At 40.2% G+C, this 15,607-nt stretch carries 16 protein-coding genes and 1 pseudogene; 1 reads left to right on the forward strand and 16 read right to left on the reverse strand.

Annotation, left to right across the window (positions count from 1 at the left end; all coding sequences use genetic code 11):
• Positions 1–3 precede the first annotated feature (3 nt).
• The 4 genes from H8S51_RS11735 to H8S51_RS11750 form a co-directional block, all read right to left on the reverse strand.
• A complete protein-coding gene (locus H8S51_RS11735) occupies positions 4–873 on the reverse strand; it encodes an SPL family radical SAM protein (protein ID WP_186900168.1) in 870 nt (289 codons plus the stop codon).
• Between the two features lie 31 nt (positions 874–904).
• A complete protein-coding gene (locus H8S51_RS11740; protein ID WP_186900167.1) occupies positions 905–1,348 on the reverse strand; it encodes a GNAT family N-acetyltransferase in 444 nt (147 codons plus the stop codon).
• A gap of 151 nt (positions 1,349–1,499) precedes the next feature.
• Complete coding sequence (locus H8S51_RS11745; protein ID WP_055039029.1) at positions 1,500–1,877, reverse strand: hypothetical protein; 378 nt, start codon at positions 1,875–1,877, stop codon at positions 1,500–1,502.
• Between the two features lie 146 nt (positions 1,878–2,023).
• A complete protein-coding gene (locus tag H8S51_RS11750) occupies positions 2,024–2,419 on the reverse strand; it encodes a hypothetical protein (protein ID WP_118210571.1) in 396 nt (131 codons plus the stop codon).
• Between the two features lie 181 nt (positions 2,420–2,600).
• Here H8S51_RS11750 and H8S51_RS11755 point away from each other — a divergent pair, with 181 nt between their 5' ends.
• Positions 2,601–3,500 carry a DegV family protein gene (locus H8S51_RS11755; protein WP_186900166.1) on the forward strand — a complete coding sequence of 300 codons (900 nt, stop codon included), beginning with the start codon at positions 2,601–2,603 and terminating at the stop codon, positions 3,498–3,500.
• Positions 3,501–3,539: 39 nt separating this feature from the next.
• Here H8S51_RS11755 and H8S51_RS11760 read toward each other — a convergent pair whose 3' ends face one another.
• The 12 genes and pseudogenes from H8S51_RS11760 to H8S51_RS11815 form a co-directional block, all read right to left on the reverse strand.
• Positions 3,540–4,907 (reverse strand): metallophosphoesterase, encoded by a 1,368-nt coding sequence (locus tag H8S51_RS11760; RefSeq protein ID WP_117922116.1) that lies wholly within the window; start codon positions 4,905–4,907, stop codon positions 3,540–3,542.
• A 34-nt stretch (positions 4,908–4,941) separates the two neighbouring features.
• Positions 4,942–5,130 (reverse strand): annotated as a pseudogene (locus H8S51_RS11765) (YbaK/EbsC family protein); the annotation flags it as partial.
• A gap of 56 nt (positions 5,131–5,186) precedes the next feature.
• The gene (locus tag H8S51_RS11770) at positions 5,187–5,489 is read right to left on the reverse strand and encodes a Dabb family protein (protein ID WP_117922115.1); all 303 of its coding nucleotides are present in this window, start codon (positions 5,487–5,489) and stop codon (positions 5,187–5,189) included.
• A gap of 126 nt (positions 5,490–5,615) precedes the next feature.
• The gene (locus H8S51_RS11775) at positions 5,616–7,268 is read right to left on the reverse strand and encodes a Na+/H+ antiporter NhaC family protein (protein WP_118210572.1); all 1,653 of its coding nucleotides are present in this window, start codon (positions 7,266–7,268) and stop codon (positions 5,616–5,618) included.
• 238 nt (positions 7,269–7,506) lie between these two features.
• Positions 7,507–9,186, reverse strand: a complete 1,680-nt coding sequence (locus H8S51_RS11780) for an amino acid ABC transporter ATP-binding/permease protein (protein WP_186900165.1) — start codon at positions 9,184–9,186, stop codon at positions 7,507–7,509.
• Positions 9,186–10,931, reverse strand: coding sequence for an ABC transporter ATP-binding protein/permease (locus tag H8S51_RS11785; protein ID WP_186900184.1), 1,746 nt, complete (start codon positions 10,929–10,931; stop codon positions 9,186–9,188). The genes H8S51_RS11780 and H8S51_RS11785 overlap by 1 nt, the downstream gene beginning before the upstream one ends.
• 74 nt (positions 10,932–11,005) lie before the next feature.
• Positions 11,006–11,356 (reverse strand): nitrous oxide-stimulated promoter family protein, encoded by a 351-nt coding sequence (locus H8S51_RS11790; RefSeq protein ID WP_117922112.1) that lies wholly within the window; start codon positions 11,354–11,356, stop codon positions 11,006–11,008.
• Between the two features lie 201 nt (positions 11,357–11,557).
• Positions 11,558–11,830 (reverse strand): spore coat protein, encoded by a 273-nt coding sequence (locus H8S51_RS11795; protein WP_006856858.1) that lies wholly within the window; start codon positions 11,828–11,830, stop codon positions 11,558–11,560.
• A 23-nt stretch (positions 11,831–11,853) separates the two neighbouring features.
• Entirely contained in the window at positions 11,854–12,039 is a 186-nt protein-coding gene (locus H8S51_RS11800) for a hypothetical protein (protein ID WP_117922111.1), read from the reverse strand.
• A gap of 134 nt (positions 12,040–12,173) precedes the next feature.
• Positions 12,174–13,763: an ATP-binding protein gene (locus tag H8S51_RS11805; protein ID WP_186900164.1), complete on the reverse strand. Its 1,590-nt coding sequence runs from the start codon at positions 13,761–13,763 to the stop codon at positions 12,174–12,176.
• 124 nt (positions 13,764–13,887) lie between these two features.
• On the reverse strand, positions 13,888–14,592 hold the full coding sequence (locus H8S51_RS11810; protein WP_117922109.1) for a tRNA lysidine(34) synthetase: 705 nt from the start codon (positions 14,590–14,592) through the stop codon (positions 13,888–13,890).
• 175 nt (positions 14,593–14,767) lie between these two features.
• The gene (locus H8S51_RS11815) at positions 14,768–15,478 is read right to left on the reverse strand and encodes a cell wall hydrolase (protein WP_118210578.1); all 711 of its coding nucleotides are present in this window, start codon (positions 15,476–15,478) and stop codon (positions 14,768–14,770) included.
• Between the last annotated feature and the right edge of the window lie 129 nt (positions 15,479–15,607).

The raw sequence follows: 15,607 nt of genomic DNA on the forward strand, positions 1-15,607 counted from the left end.
TTATTATGTCAAATTCAAAGACATCTGAACATATTTATCCGGTAACTCATGAAGATACCAAAAGCACTCATTTGGATCATAGATAATTCCATTTTCGGCACATCTTTTTCTGAACATATCCATAAGTTTCTCGTTATCAGGGCTTGCAAGGTCATATGCATTTCCATATGTATAGATGTATTTTTTCTTAAGCCCTGGAAAATATCTGTCCAATGCCTGATAAAAATATTCCCTGTCTCCATCCCTTAATGTAACTCCCATGTTGAAGCATATGATTCCTTTTACGCCAGCTTCCATACAGTAATCAAGAATACCATTGATGTTTTCCTTTGTATCATTTATAAAAGGTAATATAGGTGTCAGCCACACGACAGTTGGAATCCCTGCCTTTTTAAATTGCATAAGTGCTTCAAATCTCTCATGGGTTGTAGAAACATTCGGCTCTAAAATCTTGCAGAGTGTTTCGTCATAAGTAGTCATTGTCATCTGTACAACAGCTTTTGCTTTCGCGTTGATTGATTTTAAAATATCCATATCCCGCAATATTCTGGTAGATTTTGTCTGAATTGCAACACCATATTCATATTTGTCAATCAGCTCCAAACATCTTCTGGTCAGTTTTAATTTTTCTTCTGCTTGAAGATAAGGATCGCACATAGCACCGGTTCCTATCATACATTCTTTGCGTTTGGATTTTAATGCCTTTTCAAGAAGCTGTGGAGCATTTGCTTTTACCTCTATATCCTCAAATTCATGTGTAAATCCATAGCAGTTACTCCTGCTGTCGCAATAAATGCAGCCATGCGTACAGCCTCTGTATATATTCATTCCATTATTACTTGAAAGAATTCCCTTTGCTTCTACAAAATGCATATGTACTCTCCCCTAATTCTACAATTGAAAGTTATATATATCTTTGCAAATATACCATATCTATTAACTGTACACCGCTCTCATAAATTGGGTGGTCATAATTGTCAGTAAAGAAATTGGGAATCTTGTGAGAACGGGCAAATCCACATTTTTCATAAAATGGTATCGTCAATGGACTGTCACCTGTTCCAACTTGCAAAACAGAATATTCATCTGCATATTTACTGGCAAGAAAATCAATTAGTGCTTTGCCATAGCCCTTTCCCTGATTTTCCGGATCGACTGCGATATTCTTGATTTCAAGTATTCCGTTACCTTCATCGGTGACAACACATTCAGCTTTTACATTACCATCTTCAAGTGCATACATAGTACCTTTTTCAAGATAGCGATCAATCATATTTTCCTGCTCATCAGCTAATAGCAATAAGGATATAAACTGCTTTTTATTCTCATTCACTTCTCGTATTTTCATATCCATTACTCCATCAAATTGGAATTTTATCGTTCTTTCATACAATACACATAAGTCTGTACAATATTACGCATATAAATAAACTGATTATGTTTGCTCTATTTGTTTTATAGTTTGCATTTGTCGGATTTCATTTTTTTATTTTGTTATTTCAAGTAAAATCAAATACATGCAATGGGACAATAACAATAATAAGACTAAATAGTAAAGTCACTATCTTTAATATTTTACTTTTTTTCCAGAAAAAATAGTACATTGCAAACTGCAATATTATACTTATTGTAAAATAAAGTATCCACTTTAATTCCCATTGCACAATAGCTATTATTGATTCATAATCAAATTCAGTAAAAATTATGCATACAATAAATATCCAAAGAAAAAGTAAAAATACAATAAATTCGTATCCTGCTAATGCAAGTACTTTTTTTCTTATACTTGCATTTCGCATAAAAAAAACAACCCCAATAGATAATATACACAATAAAAATGTTCTATAATAATCCGAAAAAATTATTTCTGTTATCACATTCGTGTCTCCTATAAAAACTTCTGTTAAATCAGCACAATTTTTCAAATATTGATAGCAGCAATATTCCGATTTTACGCTCTCTGCAACTTCCCGACAAATTCCGATTTTTCGTTCTCTGTGACTTCCCAATAAACGGGAAGTTGTTATTCTTTTACGATTTTATCAATGCAGAAATAAACAGCTATCATAATTAAAGATATTACCAATCCAACATAAAACTCTGGAAAAGCAAATTCGATACTATTATGAATACTCATTTTCCCTGTTATATTCATTATGTGCCAAGTAAAGAAATTGTATATTTCAGAAATTACAATTCCTACTACTCCTAATCCACCAAAAATTTTATTGATTTTTTTATTTTTAAATGGAATCCATACACCTATAATAAAAAATAACACAGATATAATGCCTATTGGATTATACAAGCTAATTAAACCTCTAATCTCTTGTACACCTTTCATTCCACCATATTGGTTTAATAACATTGGTAATAAACTAATAACAAATGCTATTGTTAATATAATCTTCTTTTTCATAAAATACATCTCACTTTCAAATTACGATTTACTTAAATGCAGTATACCACATGGTCAACGTCAATGATACTATTATTCTCTTTTATGAAATAAAGAAGAAAACGTCCCAAAACCACTTGACATAGTTTTTAAAACCGCTTACACTGTACACTATAACTATTTAATAGGATTGGAGATCATCATGTTTCAGATTATCGTTGACTCTGCGGCAAATATTCCCGCAGAACTTGTAAAAAAATATAAGATCAAAGTTCTTTCTTTTATCAACTTTGTAAATGGAAAAGAAGTCACCTGTTTTGATCCGGAATTATCCCCGGAAGAGGAACGTCAGAAAGGTCATGAATATTACGACGCCGTGCGCCAGGGCGCAGATGTAAAGACCGGTCTGATCAGCACTGCCATTTTTGAAGATGCATTCCGCAGTGCCATGGAAAATAACGAAGATGTGCTGTATTTTTCACTCAGCAAAAATATCAGCGGAAATTTCAACTCCGCAAGACTTGCCGCGGAGGATCTGCTGCGTGATCCGGTAAACGGCAGAAAAATCCGTCTGATCGATTCACTCAATGCTTCTTTAGCACAGGGAATTTTAGCGATCTACGCAAGTGAAATGCGTGATAAAGGTATGGAGATTGATGAAGTAGCAGATATCTTAGAAACGTACCCTGCAAAGATGAACGGTGTATTTACCGTCGGAGACTTAAAATATCTTTCAAAAACCGGACGTTTAAGCGGAGCAACCGCCCTTGTCGGTAATCTTTTAAATATCAAACCGATCCTACGTGGAAACAAGGACGGTTTTATTGTCCAGTATAAAAAATGCCGTGGAAGAAAGGCTGCATTAAACGAGCTCGTCTCTCTCGTCTGTGACAATATCACAGAACCGGAAAAACAGATCATCGGTATCGCACATGCCGACGCTTACGAAGACTCCCTCTATGTCATGAATAAGATTCAGGAAAAAGTTTCCGTCCGCGATTTTATCAATACTTCTTATGATTTCTGTACCGGAAGCCATGTAGGACCTGATACCATTGCATTGTTCTTTATGGCAAAAGACAGAGAATTAGGTGCAGACTAAAATTTTTATATGGGCAGGCAATTTCGCCTGCCCTTTTTTCTACAATGCCCTCTCCATGCAGATAAACTGCATATCATAGAGACTGCACTCTCCCACTTTCTCATATCCAAGATGCGCATAAGAACGCATTGCCACCTCATGCCCTTTTCGTACCAGTATGTGAACAGATTTCTTTCCCTGTTTCCGCAGGACATTCATGGCATATGCCATCATCATTCTCGCCATTTTTTTATTCTGGTATTCTTTTCTGATACAGAGTCTCGCCAGTTCCGCTCCCGGAAGCAGCGCCTCATCCCAGCATTTTAAACTGTCTACGGCTTCGTCTGCATCTATGGAAATGGAAGCTATCAGTTTCCCCTTTTCATTTTCCATCACAAAAAGTGCATTCCTCGAAAGATCTGATTCTATCGTATCAATTCCCGGATAATATTCATTCCAGCCTGCCGCTCCGCCGATCATCGAATGATATAATTCTAACAGCTTTTCCGTATCTTCTATTACAGCCGGGCGGATATATCGCAAAAATGTATAATCCGGAATTTTCAAGGCATCTGCCGCCTTCGCAAAATATTTTTCTTCGATATGCGGCCAGACCTTTTCTTCTGCCTCATTTTCTTTCTGCAATTTTGTAGCCAGATTTACCAGTTCCGGTGTCAGATCCGTTCCTGTCAGGAAAATATGGAGATTATTATTCAAAAACCACGGTGCCATATCATAAAGTCCTGATTCAAAAATATCCTGTATCACCTGGTTGATATCATATGGAATACGCAAAAATTCCGGTTTCCATTCATTTTCCCATGACTCTAAGATCACAGCATGTGCATATCCCGGATCACCGATCGCAATTCCACAGGAACCGGTATTCATATAGGTTTTCCCATGATATCTCATCATTCCCGGATAATGCGTATGTGCTGCAAGCAGATAATCTGTATTGATTTCATCTAAAACTTCTTTTGTCCGCTCACTGTCAAGCTGAAGTAATTCCCTTGTATTGACAGGGGAACCATGACAGCAGATGATCGCAGGATACCCTTCCTTTTCATAACGGAACGTAATAGGAAGATTTTCAAAAAAGTCCAGATCTTTTGGGGTAAGCTGTTCATAAGTATATAAAAGATTACCACTGGCAGAATTTGCGATCCAGTATTTTTCTTTTTCTTCCTGTTCCCTGACTTTACGCTGTTCTGTCATATATTCTTCCCGGTTTCCCCGCAGAACATGACAGGGAAACTGCTCCATCAGTTCATAGAGAATCTCCATCGTCTTTTTTGCACCGGCAGTATCCGAAACAAAATCTCCCAGAAGCAGAAATTCCTCACACCCCGCCTTTATCATGTAGTCCACACATGCCCGAAATGCAATCTGGTTACTGTGGACATCTGCAATCACTCCAATTTTCATCCCAAAATATCGTTCCTTTCATGCTTTGGTCTGTCTAAACATTTTCTTCCTTACAGACATCAACCCAGCCTTTTGCACCGGCAGCCTGCTCAAGCTCCGGGATTGTTAATTTTACGGCACTATGGTCATTTCCCGCTGCCGGATATACTGTCGTAAATTTTTTCAGGCTTTCATCGAGATAAACCTCCACACCATCATTGATTCCAAACGGGCACACTCCACCGCAGTGCGATCCTGCCCGGAGGGCTTTAAAACTATCTGTTTTTGTGTAACTCCCTCTTAAATCTCATAATCCATGCAGGATCTCACTGCTGTATATGGTCTTACTTTACTATCTGCCACTGCCACATGTTTCGGATGCACGCTGTATGCTTTCAGTGCTTCTGCGCTCTCAAATGTGGTATCTAACATCACATCCACAGTGGAACTCGGCAGACAGTCAATGCGCACTTTGATCTCTGTCATCCCCGGAATCTGACCGGCAAGTCCTTCTAACCCCTCCTTGATTCCTGCTTTGATCTGTTTTTTCTCCTCGTCCGAAAATTCCTCTTTCAGTTTCCATAAAATAACATGTTTTACCATTTCTCTGACATCCTCTCTTTATTTTAGTATTATTATTTTTTTTACTGTTTTCTTTGCCGTCTGATTGCTTACTTTACTATTTGATTGTCAGCTTTGCCACCTTAAGCAGGCTTTTCTTTCTTATTCTTAAATTTCCTCTTTGCCACCGGTTTTTGCTCTTATCACACAAAGAACCGCACAAAGAATCACAATGCAGACCGGAAGTGTCAGCCAGACAACCGCATCCAGTCCAGCTGCTTTTAAAATACCGATCAGAAGATATCCGACCATACATACACTGCCAACAACCAACACATATGGAAGCTGTGTTACCACATGATTGACATGCTCACAGTGTCCTCCGGCAGATGCCATGATCGTGGTATCGGAAATCGGAGAACAGTGATCTCCACAGACCGCACCTGCCAGACAGGATGCGATGGAAATGACCATCATCTGTCCTTCCGGGAATACCCCGATCACGATTGGGATCAGGATACTGAATGTTCCCCAGGATGTTCCGGTTGCAAAAGCTAAAAATGCGGCAACCAGGAAAATGATCATTGGAAGGAATCCCTGCATTGCGGATGCGGAATTTGCCACAAGATCTGCAACAAAATATTTCGCACCAAGCAGGTTTGTCATACCCGACAATGTCCACGCCATCGTAAGGATCAGGATCGGTGCGATCATTGACTGGAATCCCTCCGGGATACATTTTGCAAATTCCTCAAAGGATAATACATCGCGCATCATATAATAGATAAATGTAAATACAAGCGTAACAGCACCGCCAAGTACCAGTCCCACAGAAGCATCCGAAGCCGCGAATGCATCAACAAAAGAAGCTCCGTCAAAAAATCCTCCGGTATAAACCATCGCAACAATACAGCTTGCGATCAGTACTGCGACCGGGAGTATCAGATCCAGCACATGTGCCTTATCATTGACCGCCTCTTCCTCATTCCCCTCATATGGTCTTCCCGGTGTTGTGAACAGATCACCTGCGATCGCATTCATCTCGTGTTTTTTCATCGGTCCAAAATCAACCCGGAGTACTGTCACGAGCAATACCATAACCAACGTCAGGATTGCATACAGGTTATATGGGATTGTCTGCAAAAATACGGCAAATCCATTGATTCCCGCATTCTCCGGCACGGAAGATGTCACCGCTGCCGCCCAGGAACTGATCGGTGCAATGATACACACCGGTGCTGCCGTTGCATCAATGATATAGGATAATTTGGCACGCGATACTTTATGCCGGTCTGTGACCGGACGCATCACGCTCCCCACGGTAAGACAGTTAAAATAATCATCCACAAAGATCAGTATACCAAGGATCATGACAGAAATCTGTGCGCCGATCCTGGTTTTGATATGCTTTGACGCCCATTTTCCAAATGCCGCGGAACCGCCTGCTTTATTCAGCATCGAAACAAGTATTCCAAGCATGACTAAAAACACAAGAATACCGACATTCCATGCATCCGCGAGTTTATACACCATGCCTCCGTCTTCCTGAAAAAAGATCGTACCTATCATCAGTTCCAGATTAAAATTGGAATATAACAGCCCTCCTGTGATGATTCCTGCTAAAAGTGATGTATATACCTCCTTTGTAATGAGTGCCAGACCGATTGCAATGACCGGTGGCAGTAATGCAAATACTGTCGCATATACGCTGCACTGATAATTTTCCGGATCAGTGACCACTCCGGGTGTATTTGCCGTTACAAACAGTAATACCACGATCACTGCAAGAAAAATAAGCATCCCTATCTGTTTTCTTTTCATATGTGTCCTCCAAACAAACGTTACTGATCTTTTGTCTGTCAACATTCAATCAGAACTTTCCATATTTCTGTATTTCCATACTTTTTATAGTGTAGCGTTTCTTCTGCAATTTTTCAAACATTTTATGCATAATCATACAATATTACATAAAATAATAGAATACATGATCCGTGAACATTTTATTATCATGAATAAAAGAAGTATCATTCCACAGTAATTCATGAAATGATACTTTCTCCTACATTGCGACTATATCATCTGCGATCGCCATTGTTGATTTTCGATGAGATACTAAAAGAATTGTCTTATTTGCTTTTTCCTGATCAAGACTTCTTAAAATGATTCCTTCATTCAGACTGTCAATGTTACTGGTCGGCTCATCTAAAAATATCATATCTGCATCATGCAGAAATGCACGTGCAATCCCGATACGCTGACGTTCCCCACCAGAGACAGACTCTCCTGACTCCGCTAATTTCGTGTCATATCCATCCGGCAGTGACATAATAAACTCATGAAGTGCCGCCTTTTTCGCAGCCGCAATCACTTCTTCCCTGGTCGCATCCTCTTTCGCAACTTTGATATTATTTTCAATCGTATCCGCAAACAGAAATGTCTCCTGTGTGACATAGGAAATATTGTCACGCAATGCCGTGGTTGAAATTTCATCCACATTTGTTTTTCCGTACCAGATATCTCCTTCAGATGTCTCATAAAAACGCATCAGAAGTTTTAAAAGTGTTGATTTACCACATCCGCTCTTTCCTAAAATTCCATGGATCTTATGTTCTGTAAATACATGATCAAAGTTTTCTAAGACTTTGCCAGGTGTACGTTCTTCTGCTGCTGACTCATAGGAAAAAGATACATGCTCGCAGGAAATATCGCCGCCACACTCGTTATTTCCATCTATTACATCTTCCACAAGCGGCTGCTCCTCTAAAATATCAAGTACACGGTTTCCGCTTGCCAGTGTGTGCTGTAAATTATTAGAAAGTGCAGATAAAGCGGCTGTCGGGCCAAAGGAACTGATCATCGCGATCACAGCGATCATTGCTTCATCTATGCTCACAGCTCCCTGTACAGTAAGATGTCCGCATAAAGCTGCCATAAGTACTCCTGCGATCAGGATCACACCATCTGTTGCAATGCGCTGTGTATTCTCTGCCATTTTCAGCTTTTTATTTTTCTGCTCTAACTTTTCTGTCTGTTCATTCATTTCATGCAGACGTTTTTCCTGCTGTCCGTACTGTAAAATTTCATCCATTCCATACAAATTATCCAAAACAACGGTGTTTAATTTTCCAAAACTTTCGCGGTAAATGCGTCCGTTTTCTGCACCATGTTTTCCATTGATAACAGGGATTACCGCCCCGACGATCAGGTAAAATACTGCTGCTAAAGCCCCCGCTGCCGGATGTAACCTCCCAATAAACCATACCATAAAGCCCGATGTAAGTATGGCGATCGCAATTGGAGAGATCGTATGTGCATAAAACACTTCGAGAAGTTCAATATCACTTGTGATAATGGAAATCAGATTTCCTTTTTCACTGCCATCTAATTTTGCCGGGCAGAGTTTTCGCAATGCGGCAAATACCTTATGACGGATCTGTGCTAAAAGTTTGAATGCAATATAATGGTTGCTTGCCTGCTCTGCATAGCGCAGGATGCCCCTTAATACTGCAAACACCACGATCAGAATAAAAATATGTGAAAGTGTCATTCCCTGATACAATCCTAAAACCTGACGGACACCAAAACCACCTAAGATCGTGATGAATGTCGCCATCAGATTTCCGGCACATCCCATTAAAATCGCAACAAACATAAACGGTAGCATCGGTCTTATCATACCGATCAGTCCTGCCATGACTTTTACACCACTGCGTGCCCCTTTATTCTCTTTTCCCTGCATCAGACTGCCTCCTTTGCATATTTTTCCAATTCCTGCTGTGCCTTATAAAGGCTGCTGTAATAGCCATTCTTCTCCATCAGTTTTGCATGGACTCCCGATTCCTCGATCACACCATCTTTCATGACAAGAATCTGGTCTGCATCGGTCACATTCGCAAGACGGTGTGAGATCAGGATCACTGTTTTCTTCTGTGCAAGCTCACGGATAACCTCCATGATCTTATTTTCACTCTCCACATCCACATTTGAAGTTGCCTCGTCAAATATGTAGATATCACTGTCATGCAGCAATGCCTTAGCAAGCGCAAGACGCTGTTTTTGTCCACCGGACAGATTCGATGCCTTCTCTGTGATCTCCATGGATAAACCACCTTTTTCCGAAACCGTATCATAGAGGTCAACCGCTTTTAACGCTGCTTCCATCTCCTCTGTGGCTGCATCTGCACGCCCCATACAGAGATTTTCACGCACGGTTCCTGCAAACAGATAACTGTCGTGACGCACTCGTGTAATTTTTCTGTACAATGCATCCGGTGCGATTTCATGGATATTGACACCGCCGACCGTGATCGTACCGGAAAATGCATCCTGCTCCTTCCCTTCTCCCATCATTAAAGACGCCGCTGTACTTTTTCCGCATCCAGACACTCCGACTAAAGCTGTAAATGCCCCCTCTTCTGCCGTAAAAGATATCCCTTTTAAAACAGGTTTTTCCGGTTCATAAGCAAACGATACATCAGAAAATACGATGTCATCGCCCCCGATCTTTGTATTCTTTCCACACTGCGGCAACGGCTCATCCAGTAATTTAAAGATCTTGTCTGCGGCAGCATTTCCATTCATCGCGATATGGAAAAAAGAGCCTAACAGGCGAAGCGGCAGGAAAAATTCCGCTGAGATCAGTATGATAAAAATACATTCCGCCAGTGTGATATGGGAAGCCCGAAGTTCTAATACACTTAAAATAATACCGATCCCCGCTCCTCCATATGCAACCAGATCCATGATACTGATCGAGTTAAGCTGCATGATCAGCACCCGCATCGTCACTCTGCGGAACTGTTCTGCCTCCTCATCCATCTTTTTTGCATAGCGCTCATCTGCCTGATAAATTTTTAAGGTAGTCAGTCCCTGTAAATTTTCCAGAAAAGAATCTCCAAGTTCTGTGTAACTGCCCCAGTACTTTGCCAGAAGTTTTTTTGCGAATTTCTGCACGGCAACGATGGATACCGGAATCAGCGGGACGCATAAAAGCAGCACAACCGCAATTTTAAGGCTCATGCTTCCAACGATCAAAAACAATGTCAGCGGTGCGAACAGGCTGTAAAAGAACTGCGGGACATACTTTCCAAAATAAATCTCCAACTGCTCCACGCCCTCAGTACTGATCTGGACGATCTCGGATGTGGCAAAATGAGCATGATAGGAACTTCCAAGTTTCATTAATTTTTCATAGACAAGCTCGCGCAGTTTTCTTTTCACCTGCGTTGAGGCGGCAAAGGATAAATGGCTTCCAATGCTTGTAAATACTGCACGCCCGATATAAACCGCCGCAAAAACAATAAATAACTTTGCGATATCTCCCTCTCCAACAGTTCTGTTATACAGAAGCAGTTTTTCCAGAAAAACACCAATGGCATACATCAGCGCCACATTACAGAGCAGCGAGCCCCACTGCGTGGCGACCATCCCTGCCACATACTTCTGATTCTCTTTAAATTCCTTCATTAGTCTCTTATGAAACATATTAATCTCCATTCTTGCGCTGTCTTTCAATGAAAACAACGTTTTCATTTGCATCTCAAGTTTGTGCGTAAGCACTAATCTGCCTGTTTCCTCTTATTCTGCATGGTCACCTTCACGTGACTGATTGCAAGTACAGGATGCACAAATAACATTCTAGGTCCCGAGTAACGCATCACTTTTCGTATTTCCTCCTGCATTTCCTTCGAATAACAATGCACCTTACATGCACTGCAGAATGTCTTTGTTTCCATGAACGGACAATGCATGGTGCGTGCCGTCGTATATTCTTTTAATTTTTCACACTGCTCACACAGCGTTCCCCTTTTCGTCCCATGACTGCCATGACAATAGATTTCTATCATGGAAGACACTGTTTCTATCTCCCTTTTTCGTTTTTCCTGTATTTCTTTTGTTTCCGTTTTCATATCCGCTTATCTATTTTTTTCCTCTCTGTTCCATCCTTATTTCTGTGTTTTGCTATTAGATTAGACTAACTTTGCTTCGTTAGTCTAACCTAATACATATTACTTTGTCAAGAAAAAGTGGCTGGCACAAAAAGGAAAAGCGCAGATCTCCGCCGGATCTACGCTTTTTCTTCTAAAAAAATAATATACTTTGATTTTGTCCTACACAGTTTTCACACACTGTGAAAACTTCTGTTTTGCATTTTCAACTTTGTTTGCATCTGCATCCGGAGTCGGATAAAGACCTCTCTGATGCATCATATTAAATACATCTTCCTGAATGCAGTGTTCCTGCTCTAAGCAGTGAAGAATTGCATCTCTCACACTGTCATGCACACATTCATTTGCAAATGCATTATAGTTATTCGTTGCTGCCTTCTCAGCCGTAAGTGCATCGGCTAAGATTTCTTTGTCCGTATAAATCTGCTCTGTCATGATCTTCCTCCCTCTCTCATTCCTTAGCTCAACTGTGCATACAGGGAATTAAAATGTCCCTGATGTTTCTGGGAAATCTCCGTAAATTTGGCACTGATTTCCTGATCCTTTGTGTGTTCTGCAAGCATCTGGAATTTTTTGATCAAAAGATCCTCCTCGGTCAGCAGATCATTCAAAACGGATAATTCTTTTTCTGATAACTGGCTCATGTTCCACCTCCATATTTTCATTCATGGCAATAGATCCGGTCTTTAAACATGCGGTCTATCGCTGGCATATCGTCTTTCACATTGACTCGCCTAAATCATAGTGTGGTCAAAACCTGTCAGATTATACATCTCATTTAAAGTAATCCGTCACCGTTTACCAGTTCGTCTAAAACAGCATACATCTGCTTAATATCCACCGGTTTGCTTAAGTGCGCATTCATTCCTGCATCAAAAGATTTCTTTACATCCTCCTCAAAAACATTCGCTGTCATCGCAACGATCGGTACTGTTCTGCTGTCCGGATGATCTGATTCACGGATACAGCGTGTGGCAGCAAGTCCATCCATGACCGGCATCCGGATATCCATCAGTATCACGTCATAATATCCCGGTTCATTCTTTAAAAACAGTTCCACACCTTCTTTTCCATTCTCAGCGATATCCACCATAAAATTCTTATGTATCAGAATATTTCTCGTGATCTCAATGTTGATCTCATTGTCCTCGACAAGCAACGCTCTTTTTCCGGAAAAATCATACTCCTGATATATTGTCCGCTCTGTTCTGCGCCTGTCCTCCTTTGCAGTCTTTAAAGGAACTGTTACAACAAACGCAGTGCCATTTCCTTTCTCACTGTACACATCGATCTTACCACCCATAAAATCAATAATATTCTTGGAAATAGTAAGTCCTAATCCGGTTCCACCGCTTAATGTTGTATTTCTGTTATCTTCCTGCGCAAATGCATCAAAAATGTGTGGCAAAAAACTCTGCTCCATTCCAATTCCATTGTCCCTGATCTCAAAACGGAAGATCGTTTCCTGTTCTTCCCGGTTAAAAAGCTCTATGATAAAAATAACTCTTCCTTCCGGTGGTGTATATTTTACGGCATTCTCTAAAATCGATGACAATGCCTCATTTAACTTTTCACGGTCAAACAGATATTTATCCGCAAATGAACCCCGTCTCTGCATGGAAAAAGAAATTCTCTTCTCCTTTGCCTTACTGGAAAATTTTTCCTCTATATGCGTAAGAAATTCTTCAAAATCTGTACTTTCTTCATTGAATGCAACACGACCGCTCTCTAAAAGCGAAAGATTTAAAATATCATCCATGCAGGAGCGTAAAAACTGCGCCGACATCTCAATCTTGTCAAAGTTTTCAAGAACTTTCTTCTCATCACTAAGATTTGCCCTGCTCAGATAGGAAAGACCAATGATCGAATTAAGCGGTGTACGGATCTCATGACTCATGCGCTCTAAGAACTCACTCTTAGAACGGTCTGCACGCTTTGCCTCCATCATCGCATCATAAATTTCTCTCTGGTGCTTCTGTTCTTCCTCGTAACTGTCTGTAATATCCCTGCGCACAAAAACCAATGTTGTTCTGGTCTTATCATAATAGTAAATACTCATTGATTTCCGACGATATTCCTCACCGCACAGCAAACGGTAGTTAATGACTAAACGCTCTTTTTTCTGTAAATTTTCCTTAAGTCGTTCCAGTCTGAACTCCCTCTCACACATTTCTCTGTCATCCGGATGTACATACTCCGGAATTGCCACATCATTGACTTTCTGGTAATTTCCATCTAAAGGCGGCATAACATCCGCTTCCTCATTGGTAACAATCGTATGTACCATTCCATCTGCCAGATCCACATATGAAATAAAATCAATTTCTTCTTTTATAACGCTTTCCAAAATTGCCCGCTGTTTTTCCATAGTAATCCTTTTCCGCTCCATTTTGCATCTCGTACTGCTCTGATTTTATGAAACCTGTCTATTTATTATAACAGTTTTCTTCCCTGTTTTAAATAGAAAACGAAAATAAACTGTGTCTAAAGTCCTATTTGTAATCTTTTAAAAAACTATGAAGCTCCGTATCTGTACGATATGCGATCACAGTATTCAAATTTACATTTTCCACACTTTTAAAAATATTTGCAGCAATTCCGGGATTGATACTTCCAAATTCTTCCAGCAGATGTTTTATTTCTTTCTGCTGATCCAAAAAGATCTCTGTCATTTCCGGCATCATTCCAAATTCTTCGTTCCATTCTGATAGATCCTGCTTATGCACCAGATAAAACGGGCGGATCAACTCTAAACGATCTCCACACCCTTTTTCTTTTGGCATCAGGGTACTGATCTCACCTTTATACAGTACCCCCGCAAGGATCGTCTCTATCACATCCTCATAACAGTCTGCCACCGCCACCTTGTTACAGCCAGCTTCTTTTATCTCTCCATAAGATCTGATCTTTCGCACCGGAATACCGGTCTCCTCTGCAATTGATACGATTTTTCCGTCATCCTCCCTGCAAAGTCCAAAAAAATCCACTTCAAAATCAATCTTTCTGTGACGTTTTATCTCCTGAAAACATTTTGCAAGGATCAGCTCATTTCTGCCCTGTTCCATGAAGACTGCGACATGATCGCCATTCTCCACTAACTGATAATGATTGATTGCCCTTGCAAAACGTGAAAATATTGTCTTATGATATTTTTTACGAAGACTAAGCTCAATTTCGTCTTTTCTCGTCTCTTCCATAGAAACTCCATTTCTATTTTCAAATTATATTATCATGATATGGTACCTGCTCCGCAGATATTGAAGCACTATGAATCAGTATAATTTTTTCAGAATAGGAAGTCAATTTCTAATATCAAAAAAAGAACCTCACAGCCCAGAAATTTTTAGACTGCTCAGTTCCCTTTTTGATGTTCTAATAGCAAAAATAATGCCCACCAATTTTGACTTCCACATGTTCCGTCAAAGGAAATGTAGAAAAATACATTGTATCATCTCTTAATAATCTTGTTTTTCCATCCAGTACCTGTTTAATGGATTCATATTCCTTCTGTGTCGGATTCGCTCTGTTCCTGTTTTTAAAAGAACAGAACTGTACCGGATTTTTCTGGCTTAAAACTTCATAAAGTGTATCCGGATACACTTCACTTCTCATACGGTTAAACACAACTTCCACAACCGCCTGCTGCCCCTCTACCGGTTCGCCTTGTGATTCTAACCAGACGATCCTCGCAAGCAGTTCCGTTTCTTCCGGCGTTAAAGTAATGTTCCAGCGGTTTTCCTGTGTTTCCTGCTCTATCGCCGTTTCCTGCTCTATCGCCGTTTCCTGCACTACCTGACTTACCTGTGCAGTTTCTTCTGTCTGTATCTCTTTTGTGGTTCTTATTTTTTCCTGCATCAGATCATCATCATATGCAGATGTTACTATCATAGTTTCTTTTTTTTCGATTCCTGTTTTTTCATCTGATTCTGGCGTAAATGAATGTGCAAAACGTATCGATCCTGCTGCAAGCCCCTCCATTACCGGAAGTTCTCTGACCGCTGCGTCTTTTTTTATGTTGGATGCTGCAGTCAGACTGACGATAAAACAAAACAGCACTGCCGCGTCCAATATTCTTTTTCTCATTTTGCTCCTTTCCTCAAGAATGATACATATATGTCAACATGACGAAAGCCGTCATTTGATACAGGCACATATCATACTTAGGTTATATCCAAAAGTCAAATTTTTTATACATACTTTTCTGAAAAAAAA

The sequence above is a fragment of the Roseburia rectibacter genome (genome assembly GCF_014287515.2).
In the GTDB taxonomy this organism is placed as follows: domain Bacteria; phylum Bacillota; class Clostridia; order Lachnospirales; family Lachnospiraceae; genus Roseburia; species Roseburia rectibacter.